Consider the following 18,586-nt stretch of genomic DNA (forward strand, 5'->3'; position numbering starts at 1 on the left):
ATTACTTAGCGATTTGTGCGAAGTGTTTGAGTGTACGAACGAGTTGGCTAGTGTAAGACATTTCGTTGTCATACCAAGCAACTGTTTTAACGAGTTGTTTGTCGCCGACTGTAACGACTTTCGTTTGTGTTGCATCGAAGAGTGATCCGTAAGAGATACCAACGATGTCAGAAGAAACGATTTCGTCTTCAGTGTAACCGTAAGATTCGTTAGCAGCTGCTTTCATTGCTGCGTTAACTTCTTCAACTGTTACTTTCTTCTCGAGAACTGTTGTGAGCTCAGTGAGTGAACCTGTAGCAACTGGTACACGTTGTGCTGCACCGTCAAGTTTACCTTGAAGTTCTGGAAGAACAAGACCGATTGCTTTAGCAGCACCAGTTGAGTTAGGAACGATGTTAGCTGCCGCTGCACGTGCACGACGGAAGTCACCTTTAGGGTGTGGAGCGTCGAGTGTGTTTTGGTCGCCAGTGTAAGCGTGGATCGTTGTCATGAGACCTTGAACGATTCCGTACTGATCTTGAAGAACTTTAGCCATAGGCGCGAGACAGTTCGTAGTACATGAAGCACCAGAGATAACTGTTTCAGTTCCGTCAAGAATTTCGTGGTTCGTGTTGAAGACAACTGTTTTCATGTCGCCAGTAGCAGGTGCTGAGATAACGACTTTTTTAGCGCCGGCTTTCAAGTGAAGCTCAGCTTTTTCTTTGTCTGTGAAGAAACCAGTACATTCGAGAACGATGTCAACACCGAGCTCGCCCCATGGGAGTTCTTCTGGGTTGCGGTTAGCAAGTGTTTTGATTTCTTTACCGTTGACGAGGAAGTAACCGTCGTGTACTTCAACTTCTCCGTCGAAACGACCTTGAGTCGTATCATATTTCAAGAGGTGTGCAAGCATTTTAGTGTCTGTAAGGTCATTGATTGCGACTACTTCGATTCCGTCAAACTGAAGAATTTGACGAAGTGCCAAACGTCCGATACGTCCAAATCCATTAATACCAACTTTTACTGCCATGATAATTTTCCTCCTTTTAATGTAAAGCGAGTTATCTATTATTCAAAAGGGGGCTACCCTTTCAAAATCGTTGTTGCTGCCCCTTCATCCGTAATCAGGATGATGTCCGGGGACTGTTTGACATACGCATTGATCGCTTCTGCTTTGGAATGTCCTCCGGCGACAACGATGACGTGTTCGACTTTTTTTAAGTCGTCGAGTTGAAGACCAACCGTCTTCACCCGGTGCACGATCTTTCCGTCCCGATCGAAGTAATAACCAAATGCTTCCGCTACCGCATGTTCCTGTTCAAGCTGTTCCAGTAACTCGGTCGAAGCGCGACGACGTTTTGCCATCGTTTTTGCCTCACCAATTCCATGTACCACGATTGAGGCATCTTTAATCATTTGTAACACATTTTTAATGCTTGGCTCTTCCACCATCTTCACAAACGTTTCCTTGCTGACCATGTCTGGAATGTGCAATAAGTGATAATCACTTTGTGCACGGGATGCCATCCGTGAACAGACCGTATTCGCTTGTAATTCAAGGGTTTCACCTAAGCCGCCACGTGCCGGCACGAATGTCATCGGACGGTTTTCCTTATCGGGCGACATCATCGCCGCGACGGAAGCCATCGTCGTACCTCCTGTGACTGCAATCGTGTTGTGTACAGATGAAGAAAGTTCTCGTTTCAAACGTGCGACCGTCGCACGTCCCATATCGCGTTGCACCCAGAAGGTTTGATCCGAATCTCCTGGTACGATGACGACATCCCGGACACCCAGTTTTTCCTGTAAGGCTTTCGCCATGTCAGAAATACCGGCCAGTTCTGCCATCACGCTGTGCATACTTCGTAAGACGATCCGCCCTTCATCCGTCAAAGACATTCCTTGTGTCGCCACTTCGAGCAATCCCTGCTCTTTCAGGAAGTCCACTTCCCGGCGTAATACCCGTTCCGTCAAGCCGAGGCTTGTTGCCAGGGTCCGCCGGCCAATCGGCTGCATGAGCCGGACATAATGAAGTATGTCGTAACGTGTCTGCATTTCTTCGATCAGATCAGGCACGATTCGTTTTTGGATCTGTACTAACTGCCGAATCATGTATTCCCGCTCCTCTCAAGTTGCTGGACACTTTACGTCCCGCGTGTCATATCTTGTCCCACTTGGTACATCCTCATCATAACAGCCCTCGTACAAGGATTCAAGCCTCGCCCTTTAACTTTTTTCAAGTAAGCGGTTTCTTATCGCCTCTGTCTCGAATTTGCCATAACTCCAAATTTCGGACTGATGCATGACGACAGGAATTTCATATAAAAACCGGAGACTGAGCGCAGCATCTTCTTCAATGTTCACTTCTTCGAATGTCCAATCCGGAAATTCATCGAGCACGAAATCAAGTAAGAAGGCGGCTTCCTCACATAGCGTACATCCGGGACGTGAATACAGTGTTAAGGTCGTGTGTTCTTTTGATGGCATCATTCATTCGCCTCTCGTCGTTTCGTCATGTCGGACCGGGTCAAGTACAGACCCGCCCGATACTTCGCGACTGTCCGTCTTGCGACCCGGATGCCTTCCAGGTCGAGACGGTTGACAATCTGTTGATCCGACAGCGGCGAGGTCGCTTCCTGAATCAATTGTGCGATTCGGGCCTTGATTAAAAAGCTCGATATGCCGCTTTTCGTCTTCGATACAAAAAAATTCTCAAGCTCAAGGGTTCCCTGAACCGTCCGGATCGTTTTGTTGGCAATCGCCCGACCAATCGTCGACGGATGGTATCCCGTTTGTTCGGCGACTTCTTTTTTCGTCAACGGTTCTAAATGAAGTTCCCCTTTGAACCAACGGATTTGCCGCGCAATGATAACGTCCAGAATCGAATGCAAGGTTTTGCGTCGTCGTTCATAGGCACTCAAAAAAGGTGTTGCTTCCTCAAGATCCGTCCAGGACGTATCAAGTGTTAAGCCATACCAGTTGACTTGCACCTGACCGTCGACCCACTCGACATCGGCTTCCGGGATCGTCATCGTGGTCGATGTCGGTAAGAGTGGGGTTTTCGGTAACCGTTCAATCCGTAGCTTCATTTGTTTCCGCTCTGTCCCGTCATTAATCTTTTCCAAGACGTTTGTAAGAGATTGCCCGTCTGACAGATCAGCGACCAAATCAATCAAACGGTCTTCCTCAAGCTCCATGGCATGCAACAGGCGACACTCCGCTTCCGAGCGTGCCGCAATTCCGGTCGGTTCACATTGCTGAAGCAGTTGTCGTGCTTGCTTGATTGTCGACTCCTCACAGTCAAGCAAAACTGCTAATCGTGCGTCGGTCGTTCTGAGTAATCCATCCGCGTCTAAGTACATGATGAGTTGTTCCGCCATATATCCTATTTCCTGTCTGACCGATTCTAAACGTATTTGCTGAAGAAGTTCCGCTTCAAACGAGTCAATCCGGACTGCGACCTGCTCTAAATCCGGCGGAATCATTTTTCTTCCATTATGTTCAGTACGAGTAGCACGACGGATGATTCGATACAATCGTTCCTCGAGTTCTGCCCGCGTCTCTTCCAGCACTGCCAATTGAAACAACTGGGCGGCTGACATCACGAGACGTTGTGCTTGTTCCTGTCTCTGTTCCATCCGTTCTCCTCCCTTTCCCGTTAAAATAGATTCTGCTTCTATTATATAGGATGGACCTTCATTCAATCGTCTCTTACGTTTTGACAAAAAATCAGTAAACTTGAAAATCTAGTATTGCTTTTCTGAAAAAATGTCGGTATACTATTAATTGTTCAGTAATTACATGCACCCGTAGCTCAGGGGATAGAGCACTGGTTTCCGGTACCAGGTGTCGGGAGTTCAAATCTCTCCGGGTGTACCATACTTGAATCTTCAGGCAATGCCGTTTACGGTGTTGCCTTTTTTCTATACTGATATGTTTAGCAGCCACTGTTTCCGGAAAAATACATAAAACCTACAGCGTATCTTTTGACCAATGTTGACCAAAGGATTATGATAAGGACAAGTCGAATATGTGCTACATACCAACCATAAGGAGGCAAAGACTATGTTAATTCCAACAGTCATCGAACAAACCAACCGCGGGGAACGTGCTTACGATATCTATTCACGTTTGCTCAAAGACCGAATCATCCTTCTCGGGAGCGCGATTGACGACAACGTCGCCAACTCAGTCGTTGCCCAGTTACTTTTCCTAGCAGCAGAAGATCCAGATAAAGAAATCTCACTTTACATCAACAGCCCAGGTGGCTCAATCACAGCAGGTATGGCGATTTACGATACGATGAACTTCATCAAACCGCAAGTTTCAACCATCTGTATCGGAATGGCTGCTTCAATGGGTGCATTCTTGCTTCAAGCCGGCGCTAAAGGAAAACGTTTTGCACTTCCAAACGCCGAAATCATGATCCACCAACCACTCGGTGGAACACAAGGTCAAGCATCGGACATCAAAATCCATGCGGAACGCATCATCAAAATGCGTGAACACTTAAACAAAATCATGGCTGAAAACACAGGACAACCACTTGAAGTCATCGAGCGTGATACAGAGCGCGATAACTTCATGTCTGCTCAAGCAGCCGCTGACTATGGTTTAATCGACCGCGTCATGGAACGTGCTTAATCTTCATCTGACCGTCTTCGCAACTTGCGGGGACGGTTTTTTCATGTATACAAAAAAAGACCACTGTCCTTTGCGTCACTCTTCTCAGAACAGACGCGGACAGAGGTCCTATTTTTTAGTCGATCAAATCTGTGATATCAGATACGATATCGTGGTTTTCGCGAATCAATGTGTAGATTCCGTTCGCATGAGGTGAAAGTTCTTCTTCCGCCTGCAATTGTTTCAGGAACAACGATGTCGCAAAGGCGACGAGCGTACTTTTTGGTACACCGATCGTTTTCGCTTTTTTCGTAAGCACTTCATCAAACTTCGCATCAACTGTCAGCGAAATACGTTTTTTCTCATTAGCCATTTCAAAAACTCCTTAATTCGAACATTTAGTTGCATCGACTATATATTATAGTAGACTATGGTTCATCTCGCAAGTTACTCCCTAAAGAGCCCCGGTCATCGACTCCCCGTTTCGGATTTTATCCGCAATTTGATCAATCTTGCGCAATCGATGATTGATCCCGGATTTCGAGATGGAACCACTCTCGACCATCTCACCGAGTTCCTGTAAGGTTACGTCTTGATGTGTCACCCGCAAGATGGCGATTTCTCTTAATTTGTCCGGCAAGACATCAAGTCCGACCGTCCGTTCGAGAAACTTAATGTTCTCGACCTGGCGTAACGCCGCCCCGACGGTTTTGTTGAGGTTCGCCGTCTCACAGTTGACGAGCCGGTTGACCGAATTCCGCATATCTTTTAAAATCCGGACATCCTCAAACCGTAACATCGAATACGTTGCTCCGACGAGCTTAAGAAAATCAGAAATCTTCTCACTTTCCTTGATGTAGAGAATATGTCCTTTTTTCCGTTCAATCGCTTTTGCATTCAAATCAAACTGATTCGTCAGGCTGCGTAAAGCAGCATTATGTTCTTCGTACAGACTGAAGATTTCCAGATGGTACGAAGACGTCGCCGGATTGTTCAACGAGCCTCCGGCTAAAAAGGCACCGCGCAGATAGGCCCGCGCACGCCGTTCGTCGTTGACGATCGAATCACTAATCGAACGGATCATCGTAAACCCTTCCCCTAAAATACCAAGGTCTTGTAAAATCTTATCCGCCTGTTGTTTGACGCGGACGATATAGACATTATTTTTCTTCAGACGCATTTTTTTCCGGACGAGTAAATCCAGATGGACGGCATAGGCGCGTTTGAGCAAGGAATAAATACGGCGGGCAATCGAAGCGTTTTCCGTCGAGATATCCAGTGTCAGTCCACGTCCCAGTCCAAATGAGATTGCTCCATTCATCCGGGCCAAGGCAGCAAGTTCCGCCTTCATTTCATGATCGGTGATCGCGATTTGCGTTAACTCTTTTTTGACTTCTGATGCAAAACTCACGTCAGTTCCTCCTTCCCTTCGAATTGACGCACGCGTCGAATGGATAGAACTTTCCGCATGACGAGGCTTGCGACAGCATCCGAGTCATGACGGATGAAGTGATGGTTATAATCCACGATATCGTCCGCGAGTACTTCAATTCCTGCTTCTTCAAAGCTTGATTCATCATAGGTCACGATGTCGGCATGATCCTTTTGATACTTCCGCAGATAACTGACATCAATCGATTCGTTGTTGACGATGATTGTATCAATCACCCCTTTACCGAGGAATCGTTCCAACACATTCAAGTGATCATTTGCCGTAAAGGCTGTCGTCTCACCCGGTTGCGTCATGACGTTACAAATATAGACGACCGGCGCAAGCGATTGACTGATGGCGTCCCGGATTTCCTCAATCAGGACGTTCGGAATGACACTCGTATAGAGACTGCCGGGACCGAGGACGATGACATCAGCATCAAGAATCGCCTGAATCGCTTCCGGAACCGGACGGACATCCTCTTCCTCGAGGAAAATCCGCTCGATGACTTTGCCGACTTTCGGAATCAGGGATTCCCCTTTGACGATCGTTCCGTCTTCAAACTCGGCGCATAACGTAATCGTCCGTTCCGTCGCCGGATAGACTTTCCCTTCGGCATTCAAGAGTTGTCCCATGACACCGATCGCTTCGACGAAGGAGCCGTTACAGAGCTGCGTCGCTGCCGTCAGCATCAAATTACCGAGTGAGTGCCCGTGCAGACCTTCTCCCGTCTCAAAACGGTACTGCATGATCCGGTCCATCAACGTTTCCGATTTAGACAGCGAGACGATGACGTTCCGGATATCGCCCGGCGGTAACATGTTAAACTCCGTCCGCAGGCGGCCCGAGCTTCCGCCGTCATCCGCGACCGTAACGATGGCCGTGATATCAAGCGGATAGTGTTTTAGTCCGCGCAAGAGAGTCGATAGGCCCGTTCCTCCGCCGATAGCGACGACTTTTCGTTCCCATTTCATTATCTCTCCTCCTTCGCGTGGACATAGTCCCGGTGATTCGTCACGATATGGTATTGGTTCTTAAACTCTTTACTGATCGCTTCAGCAAACGTAATCGACCGGTGTTTTCCACCGGTACAACCGAGCGCCACGACGAGCTGCGATTTTCCTTCCCGCTCATACTGGGGAATCAGGAATTCGAGCATGTCGACGAGCTTTTTATAAAACAGCTTCGCTTCCGGCCACTGCATGACATAAGACGAGACTTCAAGATCGAGACCGGTCTTCGGTCGGAGTTCCGGAATGTAAAACGGGTTCGGCAGGAAACGTAAGTCAAACACGAGATCTGCGTCGAGCGGCAGACCGTGCTTGAAACCAAACGACATGACATTGACGGTGAACGGAATCCGTTCCCCTTCGGTAAACTCTTTTAAGATCCGTTCCTTTAAGGCGAGCGGTTTAATATCACTCGTATCCATCAGCAACTGGGCTTTATCGCGGAATCCTTCGAGCAATGTCCGTTCCCGTTCGATGCCGATCAACGGAGACGCGGTCGGCGCCAACGGATGCGACCGGCGGGATTCTTTATACCGGCGGACGAGTACATCATTGCGGGCATCAAGATACAACATCCGGATTTGCAGATTCGTTTTTTTCAAATCTTCATAAACGACAAAGAAGCTGTCAATGAAATCACGAGCCCGTGTATCGATGGCAACGGCGATTTTCGGACGCACCTGCCCAATCACTTCAATCAATTGTGGCAATAACGTCGGGGGTAGATTGTCGACACAAAAATAGCCCAAGTCTTCAAAGCTGTTCATGGCGACCGTTTTTCCGGCGCCACTCATTCCTGTAATGATGACCAGTTGCGGTTGATTCTGTTCCATCTCTTCGCCCTCCAGACAACAGTTCCGTGTGTATTTTTTACTCTCGTTTCAGTATAACATAAAAAAAGAGCCAGCTTGATGGGAGAGCTTCCCAACCAAGCTGGATCTTGAATTAGACTTGTGATGATTCCTGTAATTGTTCAAGCAACGCTTCGATGTAGTGTTGCGCGTTTTGCGCCGCAATCGAACCATCGTTTGTTGCTGTGACGACTTGACGAAGTGTTTTTTCACGGACGTCGCCGGCTGCAAAAATACCTTTGATGTTCGTTTCCATGCCTTCGTTCGTCACGACATATCCTTGATCGTTTAAGATGCCGAGATCCTGCACATATCCTGTGATCGGGTTCATCCCGATGTAGATGAAGACACCATCAATCGGATACGTCGTCGTTTCCGCTGTTTTCGTATTGATCAATTCCACGCCGCCGACTTTTCCGTTATCTTCGTTGATCTGTTTGACCGTATGGTTCCAGATGAAATCGATTTTCGGATTGTCGAATGCCCGTTTTTGAAGAATTTTTTGAGCGCGTAACTCTTCACGACGGTGAACAATCGTGACTTTTTTCGCGAAGCGTGTCAAGTAGACACCTTCTTCGACAGCCGAGTCACCGCCACCGATGACGAACAGTTCTTTTTCTTTAAAGAACGCACCGTCACAGACCGCACAGTAGGAGACACCGCGTCCGCCGAGTTCTTCCTCGCCCGGCACACCGATTTTCTTGTACTGGGCTCCTGAAGCGATAATGATCGCCCGAGTATGGTAATCCTTGTTGTGTGCGTGAACGGTCTTGAATGCCGGACCGTCTTCGATGCTGCGAACGTCTCCGTACGCATACTCTGCACCAAATGCTTTGGAATGGTCGAACATTTTTTGTGAAAGATCCGGTCCAAGAATGCTGTCATAGCCCGGATAGTTTTCGATGTCTTCCGTGTTGGCCATCTGTCCGCCCGGAATACCGCGTTCAATCATCAAAGTCGAAAGGTTCGCACGTGATGCGTAAAGTGCCGCTGTCATGCCGGCAGGACCGGCACCAATAATGATGACGTCATAAATTTTCTGTTCAGTTTCTGTCATGATTCCACCCCATCTGTATTTTCGTTGTAATTTGAGTATAGGTGAGAATCGTACAAACGTCTAACACTTTGCACGGGCCGGGTTCAAAACGCGTTGATAGGAACGGATCGTCGCTGCGGTATCATCAAATGAAACATGAACGAGTGACGCACAGTCTTCAATCAACATGCCGTCGCGGACATCGTGAAACAGATAGATCAAGGCCGCAGCCGACTGTTCGACCGAATCAAACGTCTCACCGCTCAGGAAGAGTCGGGCAAATCGTTCGTAAAAATCACCTTCGAGGCTCATTCGTTCTTCATCCGAAACAAAACGTTCCGCCAAACGGATCGTCATCAAGGCACGTTGAATCCGAGCATTGATCACTTCGTGCTCCCCGTTCATCTCATGAATGATTTGTTCGGTCAGTAATAAAACGTCCGGATGATCCGTCACTTCCGGCATCATCGATAATGCGAGCTTCGCTTCTTCATCGTTCAGCTTGCCGAGTAACAAGGCCGTAAAAATCCGCGAGACATCATCTTCCGTCTTCAAGGCCTGGATCAAGGCGGAGCGGAACTGGAGGTTATGACGGATGTCGTAAGCTTCCCGTTCTTCCCGCATGCCTTGCGCTTCTTCTGATTGAAGGAACGCAGCCGCTTCTTCGATGTGTCCCGTCTTGAATGCTGAAATCGACAACCAGTGGCCAAACAACGGGTCTCCCCGGTAGCCGCGACGTTCAAGTAACTTCAGTTCTTCGTACGCCAAATCGTGGCGACCGATGATCGCAAGCGTTGAAGCGACCTTATAGCGCGTCTCAAGATTCACAGAGCGGACGTGTTCGAGTTTGTTCGACAAACGGTGTGCTTCTTCATCTTGTCCCATCTCATGCAACAACACGAGCGTGTTACAGAGAGCATGCAGGTTTCCCGGATTTCCATCAAGGACTTGTTCGAGTGAAGCAAACGCACGATCATTTTCACCGAGGTAAAACTCGACGATCGCAAGATTGTTATAGGCCGGCCAAAATGTCGGATACTGGGCAATCAACGACTCCAATGTGTCCTGCGCCGCAAAGAGCATCCCTTTATCGATTTGACGTTGTGCTTGAGCATGTAAACGAATCAATTCATCCTCATCGTCATCTTCCATCTCTTGTTCGAGATCGATTAATTCCACGAGCGCGGCCGATGCCTCTGCGTGTTTCCCGTTTGGTGCACTGGATAAATATTCAAGCGCGTACTTTTTCGCCTCTTCATATAAGGAGACATGCGCGTAGTTATTCGCTAAATAAAACAAGGATTCCGTATTTGACTGGTCGAGCGTCCGCACTTGTTTCAAGACATCATTTGCATGATTGATTTCGCCTGTCTCGAATAAAACACGGGCGTAACGTAAAAGGTAACGGATGTCACTCGGCTGAAGTGTTGTCGCTTCGTCGAGGTGATAGACCGCCTCTTCCAGTCGCCCTTCCCGGTGCGCCTTCCGTCCGCGGAAATAAAAAAGCTCCGCTTGGCGCGTTGTAATCGCAAAGGGGTCTGCTTTGTATTCAGTTAATTCCATCATGATTCAAGCCCCCATAGATCTAAATCTAGTTTCGTAGTTGCAGAGACAAGAATAACCTATCTCGGAAACCGTTGCAACAGAAAAAAACGCCGAGGTTTATCCCCAGCGTTTCGCATAAATCGATTCCAGTTCCTTGTAATTCTCCAAGCATTTTTGTACGAAAGCATCCGTCTCCGGGTTTTGTCCATTCAAACGTTCGACTTCCTTGTCATACGCCTGGCGTAGGCTTTCGGCATAGCTCGGAATCTCACCTTCATAGGCATAGACGACACCGGGGGCGACCGTCACTTTTTCGTGCGGGTGTAAGGCGGTACGGACATGGAAGAGTGGCACGTCGACCTGATTCGGATTGTGCAGATCACCTTGAATCGGGTGTTTCTCGACGGCCAATACCTCGACGACCAACCCTTGCGGACGTTCGGCAAATAATCTTCCGAAATACTTTCCTGTTTTGTACGTAAAGCGGATTTGATTCATCTCGTCCTCTCCTCCTTCTCACATTTTTGTCACATTTCATGCCGGCGGAGCGGCTGACTCGAGACCCGTTCGCCGGGCAGAATATCCCGGTGGACGACGGATCCTGCTCCGACCATCGCGCCGTCCCCGATTGTCACTCCGGGCAAAATCGTCACATTTGCGCCAATCAACACATCATTCCCGATCGTCACGTTCCCGATCCGGTATTCGGTCGTCAAGTATTCGTGACAAAGAATCGTCGTATTAAATCCGATGATCGTATTGGAGCCGATCGTAATCCGTTCCGGGAACATCGTATCCGGCATGACCATCAAAGCGAGTGCCGTCCGGTCACCGATTTTCATCCGTATACACGTCCGGTAGAGGCTGTTCTTGAAACGAAGCGATGGTGAGAACCGGCCGATTGTGATAATCGTAAAACACCACATCACTTTGAAGAACGACACCGTCCGGTACATATGCCAAAGCGGGTTCGTTGCCCCGACGTAATACCGGTCAGTCCGCCGTGGCATTTTCGGCCTCGATCCAGTCACTTAACTGTTCCATCGAATCAATGATTAAGTCCGGCTGCAATGCTTCGAGATACGCACGTCCTTTAATGGCCCAGCCGACAGCAACGGTTTTCAGACCGGCATTTTTCCCGCCGTGGATGTCCGTATCATTGTCGCCGACCATGATCGTTTCTTCCCGGGTCGAACCGAGTAACGCCATCGCCTTTTCAAACGGTTCGACAGCCGGTTTCTCTTCCGTCACATCATCTGCTGCAATGATGGCATCAAACAGATGCGTCAATCCAAACAGTTCGATTCCTTTTAACGCGACGCGGCGACTCTTCGACGTGACGATCGCTAATTTATAACCCTGTTCCTTCAATTTTCGTAATCCGACCAGCACCCCCGGATACTCGAGGACAAGCGCATCATGCATCGCGATGTTGTAACTCCGGTAAAAAGCGACCATCTCTTTCCACTGGTCCGCATCCATTTCCGAAAACGACTTTTCCAGTGTCGGTCCGATGAACGGAAGCAGTTCCGCTTCCGTAAACGTCCGGTCCGGATAGTAATAATCGAGCGTGTGGGCAAAACTTTTTAGAATGAGCGGGTTCGTATCAATCAACGTCCCGTCGAGATCAAATAGAATCGTTTGAATCATCGGTTCATTTCGCCTCCCGTTTTGTTCCGTCCAAATAACGGACAGCATTTTTACGAACGAATAGCATGATCAGACCAAAGACAATCAAACAAATCGAGACGATTTGCGCGGTCCGGAGTCCGCCTCCCATCATCAAACTGTCCGTACGTAAACCTTCGATGTAAAAACGACCAATCGAATACCAAATCAGGTAACCGAGGAACACATAACCGCGGCGCGGGTTGAACTTCATCCGCCAAACGATCAATAAGATGACACCGATTATGTTCCAGATACTTTCATATAAGAACGTCGGAATGTAATAGACACCGTCGATGTACATCTGATTGACGATCCAGTCCGGTAAGTGCAACGTATCCTGCAGGAATGTCCATGTCGTTTCTCCGCCGTGGGCTTCCTGGTTAAAGAAGTTCCCCCAGCGTCCGACCGCTTGTCCGAATAACAGCGACGGCGCCAAAATATCAGCAATTTGCCAAAACGAGATGTTTTTCTTGCGCGTATAAATCAGAACGGTCAAAATCGCACCGATGATCGCACCATGAATCGCAATCCCGCCCTGGCGGATGTTGATGATTTGATCAAGATTCTGACCATAATAATCCCATTCAAACGCGACATAATAAATACGGGCACAGATGATACTGATCGGAATCGACCAGATGACAACGTCGACGGCATACTCTTCGTTAAAGCCAATCCGTTTGGATTCAAAAATCGCAATCATCAGACCGACGACAGCGCCAAGCGCGATGACGATCCCGTACCAGTAAATCGGAATCGGGCCCAGTTCGATGGCTACCCGATCAAACGTCGGTTGGACACTCGCTAATGTTCCCATCAAAGACCACCGTTCCCATCTTCAATCGCTTGCGCGAGACGTCCCGCAAACTCTTCTGCTGTGTTGATGCCCATATTTTTCAGACGGTAGTTCATCGCGGCTACCTCGATAATGACGGCTAAGTTTCGTCCGGGACGAACCGGAATCGTCAAGAACGGGATTTCCGTATCGATGATTTGCAGTGTTTCCTGGTCCAGTCCTACCCGATCGTAGACTTTCGCCTGATCCCAAATTTCCAAATTACAGACGAGGCTGATTTTCTTGTGCGAACGAACGGCACCGGCACCGAATAACGTCATGACATCGATGATGCCGATTCCGCGGATTTCAAGCAGATGCTGAATCAATTTCGGAGCCGTCCCGACAAGGATTCCGTCACCGGTTTGACGAATCTCAACCGAATCATCGGCGACCAAACGATGTCCCCGTTTGACGAGTTCAAGTGCCGTCTCGGATTTCCCGACGCCGCTTGCCCCTTTGATGAAGACACCGACGCCGTATATGTCGACGAGCACGCCGTGCATCGCGGTCGTTGGTGCCAGTTCCGCTTCGAGGAAGTTCGTGATTTGCGATTCGACCGATGTCGTATGTCCCTTCGTCGTCAAAAGCGGGACGTTCGTTTCGTCCGCTGCTTTGACGATCGCTTCAGGCACATCAAAACCACGTGTAATCAATATTCCCGGTGTTTCATCCGTACAGAGAACATTCGCCCGTTCGAGCTGTTCTTCATACGTCAAGTTGTTGAAAAACGTCAATTCCGTTTTTCCGAGAATCTGGAGACGTTCTGCTGGATAATAGGCATAATACCCGGCGAGGACAAGACCCGGTCGACAAAGATCAGCCGTCAGAATCGGACGGTGTAAGCCCTCTTCTCCGGTGACGATTTTTAAATTGAATTGCTTTACGATTTCAGCTGTTCGCACTTTTGGTTGCACGCTCAATCAGCCCCTTTCACTTGAAGTATTGTACCATATTTTTACGGAAATCAAGGAATTCGATTAGAAGTGGACGATCTTGGGAATGGATTACAGATAACATAAAAAGGAGGGATATTATGATGGACGCTTCAGGCAGTGGCATAGGTTTCATCATCATCATGATTTTATTCGGTATTCTTGCCATCGTCGGCTTTGTTTACCTTATCATCGCACTGATCGACATGTGGAAAGCTTACTCGCGCAATCAGGATCAAACAGCATTACTGTTCTTCATCATCTCGATTATCGGAATCTTTATCAGCGGTTCATTTATCTCGTACATTTTGGCTATCATTTTCTATTGGAACCGCTCACGCCGGAAGAGTTGGATGGGAATCGGATTGATCGTTCTTTCGATCGTCCTCGGCATCATCGGTGTCATCGCATTGCTCTCGTTTGGTTATGACATGAACAATTTCGAAAACATGAATTTTGACGATCCGATGATGGATCAGGATTACGATTATTAATGAGTATCACTTTTTGACTCGGCGACTCCCTATCCTTTGATAGCGGGTCGTCTTTTTTCGGCAAAAAAATCCCTGCCTCCCGATTGATTCAGGGGCAGGGATCACTTTATAGGGTTTGAGGGCTCAAATGAACACCGTGTGTGACTGAAATCGTACCCGTCTTCGTATCGGCAGCGACTTCAATCTTTGGCGTCCGTCCACGACCTGACAGGAAGTGGAGTTTCCGGTTGACGACTTCTTTTTGATCACGAATCAATTCCATCTCATCCAGGTTACAGTTCAATCCGCCAAAGTTCGTTTCCAGTTCACCGTAGACTTCCGCACCATGCGGTAACATCAAGGCGATACTTCCCGCAAGCGATGAGGCCTGAATCTTCGCATCCTGAACCGTCTTCAGTTCACACCGGACGTTTCCGTTCGCCGTCTTCAGCTCAGACCGTTCAAATACACCGGTTGCGATGATTTGACCATTGGCTGTCTTCGCTTTTAACGACTTGATTTCCGATTCTTCGATTTCAATCGAACCGTTGGCTGTTGATGTCTTCACTTCTTCACTGAACAGGTCGCGGACATGGATCCGTCCGTTTGCTGTCATCAGTTGCACCGACGTCGCATCGAGTGACGATAACGTCACTTCCCCGTTTAACGTCTGCAAGATCAATGATTCATAGTGACGGCGCGGAATCTTCAAATGAACCGTCGCCCGAACACGTTTATCTTTTAAACGAATCGATAACGTATTCGCAGAGACAGAGTGCTGAAGTGCTGCTTGCAGTTGCTCCAGTGCCTGTTCTTCGTTAACTTGACGGAGCGGGCGACCGGTAACGGTCAACTCACACTCTTCCAGGTCACCGGGCTCAACGATGGCATTGGCATTAAATAAATCCAAATGAATCGTCTCACCACTGAACGGGAATTGTTTGACGTACGTGACGTTCGGTCCGGATGTTTGGTTGAGTGACAAGTCACTCTCTTTGATCCGGTTGACGAGGCCGTCAAAAGCTGACATGACCTTTGTTGTCAAAGAATCGACCGTATAATGATCGACCCGGTCGTATTGTTCCGGTTCATCCACATATTTATGCTGACTTGCCGACGACGGGTTCTGATCGATTGCTTCAAGCCGTTCGAGTTTGTCGAGCGCTTCGTCAATCGTCAGCTTTCCTTCTTTCACCTGTTCAAGTATCAGTTGGCGCATATCTTGCTTCATCAATATTTCCCTCCTCTGATCTGGTACACGTTAATCGATGTGACTTGCTTATTTACTTCGTTCTACTTTCCTTACTTCCCTTTTTACGATTCCTGAATCAAAAAAGTTTCACGATTCGATTCGGGCAGCGTCTCGTTCAAGAACAGGAGCGAGGTAATGACCTGTATAGGATTCCTTGACTGCTGCGATTTCTTCCGGTGTTCCGGTCGCGACAATCTTCCCGCCACCGTCTCCGCCCTCTGGTCCGAGATCGATCAAATAGTCGGCTGTTTTGATGACATCCAGGTTGTGTTCGATGACGAGCACCGTGTCTCCGTTGTCGACGAGTCGTTGCAAGACTTTCAGCAACCGGGCGATATCGTGGACGTGCAGCCCTGTCGTCGGTTCATCGAGAATATAAATCGTTTTCCCGGTCGACCGTTTATGCAGTTCCGATGCCAGCTTGACCCGTTGTGCTTCTCCGCCGGACAGTTCCGTCGCCGGTTGTCCGAGACGCATGTACGTCAGACCAACGTCGGCAATCGTCTGCAGTTTGCGGCTGATTTTCGGAATCTTTTCAAAGAATTCCAACGCATCTTCGACTGTCATCTCAAGGACATCAGCAATCGTCTTGCCTTTATATTTCACTTCCAGGGTTTCACGGTTGTAGCGTTTCCCGTGACAGATTTCACACGGCACGTAAACATCCGGCAGGAAGTGCATCTCGATCTTGATGATTCCGTCGCCGCGGCAGGCTTCACAACGTCCGCCTTTGATATTGAAACTGAAACGGCCTTTTTTGTAACCGCGGAGTTTTGCTTCATTCGTCGACGCAAAGACATCACGGATATCGTCAAAGACACCGGTGTAGGTTGCCGGATTCGAACGCGGTGTCCGACCGATCGGAGACTGGTCGATATCGATGACTTTATCGATTTGATCGAGTCCGGAAATGCCTTTGTGCGCGCCCGGTTTTTCTTTCGCCCGGTTCATCTCATGGGCAATCGTCTTGTAGAGAATCTCATTGATCAATGTCGATTTTCCGGAACCGGATACTCCGGTCACGGCAACGAACAAACCAAGTGGAATGTCGACATCGACGTTTTTCAAATTGTTTTCCGATGCTTTATGAATCCGTAAGGCCCGACCGTCCGGTTGTTTCCGTTCAGACGGCACCGGAATGAACTTCTTGCCGGAGAGGTATTGTCCCGTCAACGAGTTCGGATCCTGCATCAATTCTTCCGGACGTCCCGCTGCCGTGACGAATCCGCCGTGATCGCCGGCTCCCGGTCCGATATCAATCAGGTAATCCGCCGCCATCATCGTATCTTCATCGTGTTCGACGACAATCAACGTATTCCCGAGATCGCGCATCGTCTTCAATGTATTGATCAGGCGGTCGTTATCGCGTTGGTGGAGTCCGATTGACGGTTCATCGAGGACGTAGAGAACGCCTGTCAAACGCGATCCGATTTGCGTCGCAAGACGAATCCGTTGCGCTTCCCCACCGGATAATGTTCCGGCAGCACGCGAGATTGTCAGATAATCCAAACCAACGTTTTCGAGGAACGACGACCGTTCATGAATTTCGCGGACGATCATCCGTGAAATTGTCTGATCCTTTTCTGATAATTTACTTGGTAACTCTTCAAACCAGACGACTGCTTGTTTGACGGACATCTTCGTTACGTCACCGATGTGAATCCCTGACACTTTGACCGCAAGTGATTCGCGTTTCAAGCGGTGTCCTTTACACGTCGGACAAGCTTTTTTCGCCATATATCCTTCCATCTGTTCACGGATGTAGTCCGATGACGTCTCTTTGAAGCGGCGTTGCAGGTTATTCAAGACGCCTTCAAAAAATAACGATGTATTCCGAACCATCCCGAAGTCATTTTCATAGCGGAACTGAATCTCTTCCTTACTGCTACCATTTAATACAATATCGCGGTGTTCTTCCGACAACTGTTCGAACGGCGTATCCATATCGATGTTGAAGTGACTGCAGACCGCTGCCAACAGCTGCGGATAATACTGTGAACTGGTCGGTTCCCAGGCAATGATTGCCCCTTCGTTGAGCGATTTATCCGGATGCGGCACGACGAGATCGACATCAACTTCCAGTTTCGTTCCGAGACCGTCGCATGACGTACAGGCACCAAACGGTGAGTTGAACGAGAACATCCGTGGTTCAAGTTCACCGATGGAGAAGCCGCAGATCGGGCAGGCATGGTGTTCGCTGAACAACAGTTCGTTCCCATCCATCGTATCTACGATGACGCGGCCGTCGGCAAGACGGAGTGCCGTCTCAAGAGAATCGGCGAGGCGGGCTTCGACGTCCGGACGGACAACGACCCGGTCGACGACGACTTCAATCGAGTGTTTTTTATTTTTCTCGAGTTCGATGTCATCCGTCAAATCAATCGTTTCTCCATCGACACGGACGCGGACGAAACCTTCTTTTTTCAAATCTTCGAAGACTTTGACATGAGCGCCTTTTCGTCCGGAAATGATCGGCGCGAGAATTTGCAGACGGCTGCGTTCCGGCAGTTCCATCACTTGGTCGACCATCTGACTGATCGTCTGGCTCGAAATTTCAATGCCGTGATTCGGACAGATTGGTTTCCCGATCCGTGCATAGAGCAGGCGGAGATAGTCATAGATTTCCGTGACCGTCCCGACAGTCGAACGCGGGTTTTTACTCGTCGTCTTTTGGTCGATTGAAATGGCCGGACTAAGTCCTTCAATCGCATCGACATCCGGTTTGTCCATCTGACCTAAAAACTGACGGGCGTAAGCGGACAGACTTTCGACATAACGCCGTTGTCCTTCCGCATAAATCGTGTCGAAAGCGAGCGATGATTTCCCCGATCCTGATAAGCCCGTCAGAACGACGAGCTGATCGCGCGGGATTTCAACATCGATGTTTTGTAAGTTATTGACGCGAGCGCCCTTGATGATGATCTTGTTCTTTTTTTCTGCCAAC

General features: G+C 48.7%; 19 protein-coding genes and 1 tRNA gene. 3 read left to right on the forward strand and 17 right to left on the reverse strand.

Features of this window, described 5'->3' with window-relative positions:
- Position 1: 1 nt before the first annotated feature.
- The 4 genes from gap to KNP93_RS03245 all read right to left on the reverse strand — a co-directional run bounded on the left by gap (position 2) and on the right by KNP93_RS03245 (position 3,617).
- Positions 2 to 1,009, reverse strand: coding sequence for a type I glyceraldehyde-3-phosphate dehydrogenase (gene gap / locus KNP93_RS03230; RefSeq protein WP_114595122.1), 1,008 nt, complete (start codon positions 1,007 to 1,009; stop codon positions 2 to 4).
- Positions 1,010 to 1,062: 53 nt separating this feature from the next.
- Positions 1,063 to 2,091: a sugar-binding transcriptional regulator gene (locus KNP93_RS03235; protein ID WP_131972316.1), complete on the reverse strand. Its 1,029-nt coding sequence runs from the start codon at positions 2,089 to 2,091 to the stop codon at positions 1,063 to 1,065.
- A gap of 114 nt (positions 2,092 to 2,205) precedes the next feature.
- On the reverse strand, positions 2,206 to 2,469 hold the full coding sequence (locus tag KNP93_RS03240) for a glutaredoxin family protein (RefSeq protein ID WP_114595120.1): 264 nt from the start codon (positions 2,467 to 2,469) through the stop codon (positions 2,206 to 2,208).
- A complete protein-coding gene (locus KNP93_RS03245; protein WP_214853107.1) occupies positions 2,466 to 3,617 on the reverse strand; it encodes an RNA polymerase factor sigma-54 in 1,152 nt (383 codons plus the stop codon). Before KNP93_RS03245 ends, KNP93_RS03240 begins: the two co-directional genes overlap by 4 nt.
- A gap of 165 nt (positions 3,618 to 3,782) precedes the next feature.
- On the opposite strand from KNP93_RS03245, the gene KNP93_RS03250 reads away from it, so the two are divergent.
- Positions 3,783 to 3,858, forward strand: a tRNA-Arg gene (locus KNP93_RS03250).
- A gap of 153 nt (positions 3,859 to 4,011) precedes the next feature.
- Positions 4,012 to 4,623 carry an ATP-dependent Clp endopeptidase proteolytic subunit ClpP gene (gene clpP / locus KNP93_RS03255; protein ID WP_255412930.1) on the forward strand — a complete coding sequence of 204 codons (612 nt, stop codon included), beginning with the start codon at positions 4,012 to 4,014 and terminating at the stop codon, positions 4,621 to 4,623.
- Between the two features lie 115 nt (positions 4,624 to 4,738).
- Here the strand turns inward: clpP and KNP93_RS03260 are convergent, their stop codons facing one another.
- The 11 genes from KNP93_RS03260 to hprK all read right to left on the reverse strand — a co-directional run bounded on the left by KNP93_RS03260 (position 4,739) and on the right by hprK (position 13,899).
- Entirely contained in the window at positions 4,739 to 4,975 is a 237-nt protein-coding gene (locus KNP93_RS03260; protein WP_012371268.1) for a hypothetical protein, read from the reverse strand.
- Positions 4,976 to 5,056: 81 nt separating this feature from the next.
- Positions 5,057 to 6,013 carry a DNA-binding protein WhiA gene (gene whiA / locus KNP93_RS03265; RefSeq protein ID WP_131502189.1) on the reverse strand — a complete coding sequence of 319 codons (957 nt, stop codon included), beginning with the start codon at positions 6,011 to 6,013 and terminating at the stop codon, positions 5,057 to 5,059.
- A complete protein-coding gene (locus tag KNP93_RS03270; RefSeq protein ID WP_114595117.1) occupies positions 6,010 to 7,008 on the reverse strand; it encodes a gluconeogenesis factor YvcK family protein in 999 nt (332 codons plus the stop codon). The genes whiA and KNP93_RS03270 overlap by 4 nt, the downstream gene beginning before the upstream one ends.
- A complete protein-coding gene (gene rapZ, locus KNP93_RS03275; RefSeq protein WP_131502190.1) occupies positions 7,008 to 7,877 on the reverse strand; it encodes an RNase adapter RapZ in 870 nt (289 codons plus the stop codon). The genes KNP93_RS03270 and rapZ overlap by 1 nt, the downstream gene beginning before the upstream one ends.
- A 112-nt stretch (positions 7,878 to 7,989) precedes the next feature.
- Positions 7,990 to 8,952, reverse strand: a complete 963-nt coding sequence (gene trxB, locus KNP93_RS03280; RefSeq protein WP_214853110.1) for a thioredoxin-disulfide reductase — start codon at positions 8,950 to 8,952, stop codon at positions 7,990 to 7,992.
- A 60-nt stretch (positions 8,953 to 9,012) separates the two neighbouring features.
- Positions 9,013 to 10,497 (reverse strand): tetratricopeptide repeat protein, encoded by a 1,485-nt coding sequence (locus tag KNP93_RS03285; RefSeq protein WP_131502192.1) that lies wholly within the window; start codon positions 10,495 to 10,497, stop codon positions 9,013 to 9,015.
- A gap of 96 nt (positions 10,498 to 10,593) precedes the next feature.
- Positions 10,594 to 10,974, reverse strand: coding sequence for a sporulation phosphorelay system protein KapB (gene kapB, locus KNP93_RS03290; RefSeq protein ID WP_131972313.1), 381 nt, complete (start codon positions 10,972 to 10,974; stop codon positions 10,594 to 10,596).
- Between the two features lie 29 nt (positions 10,975 to 11,003).
- Positions 11,004 to 11,486: an acyltransferase gene (locus KNP93_RS03295; RefSeq protein WP_131972312.1), complete on the reverse strand. Its 483-nt coding sequence runs from the start codon at positions 11,484 to 11,486 to the stop codon at positions 11,004 to 11,006.
- Positions 11,470 to 12,126, reverse strand: a complete 657-nt coding sequence (gene ppaX / locus KNP93_RS03300) for a pyrophosphatase PpaX (RefSeq protein WP_214853113.1) — start codon at positions 12,124 to 12,126, stop codon at positions 11,470 to 11,472. Before ppaX ends, KNP93_RS03295 begins: the two co-directional genes overlap by 17 nt.
- A gap of 4 nt (positions 12,127 to 12,130) precedes the next feature.
- Positions 12,131 to 12,964, reverse strand: coding sequence for a prolipoprotein diacylglyceryl transferase (lgt, locus tag KNP93_RS03305; RefSeq protein ID WP_131502196.1), 834 nt, complete (start codon positions 12,962 to 12,964; stop codon positions 12,131 to 12,133).
- Complete coding sequence (gene hprK / locus KNP93_RS03310; RefSeq protein WP_012371278.1) at positions 12,964 to 13,899, reverse strand: HPr(Ser) kinase/phosphatase; 936 nt, start codon at positions 13,897 to 13,899, stop codon at positions 12,964 to 12,966. Before hprK ends, lgt begins: the two co-directional genes overlap by 1 nt.
- Positions 13,900 to 14,018: 119 nt before the next feature.
- Here hprK and KNP93_RS03315 point away from each other — a divergent pair, with 119 nt between their 5' ends.
- Positions 14,019 to 14,411 (forward strand): hypothetical protein, encoded by a 393-nt coding sequence (locus KNP93_RS03315; RefSeq protein WP_131502197.1) that lies wholly within the window; start codon positions 14,019 to 14,021, stop codon positions 14,409 to 14,411.
- Positions 14,412 to 14,517: 106 nt separating this feature from the next.
- Here the strand turns inward: KNP93_RS03315 and KNP93_RS03320 are convergent, their stop codons facing one another.
- Positions 14,518 to 15,621 carry a DUF4097 family beta strand repeat-containing protein gene (locus KNP93_RS03320; RefSeq protein WP_131972311.1) on the reverse strand — a complete coding sequence of 368 codons (1,104 nt, stop codon included), beginning with the start codon at positions 15,619 to 15,621 and terminating at the stop codon, positions 14,518 to 14,520.
- Positions 15,622 to 15,729: 108 nt separating this feature from the next.
- Positions 15,730 to 18,585 carry an excinuclease ABC subunit UvrA gene (gene uvrA / locus KNP93_RS03325; protein WP_131502199.1) on the reverse strand — a complete coding sequence of 952 codons (2,856 nt, stop codon included), beginning with the start codon at positions 18,583 to 18,585 and terminating at the stop codon, positions 15,730 to 15,732.
- Position 18,586 lies beyond the last annotated feature (1 nt).

The sequence above is a fragment of the Exiguobacterium sp. s166 genome (assembly GCF_018618855.1).
Taxonomy (GTDB): domain Bacteria; phylum Bacillota; class Bacilli; order Exiguobacteriales; family Exiguobacteriaceae; genus Exiguobacterium_A.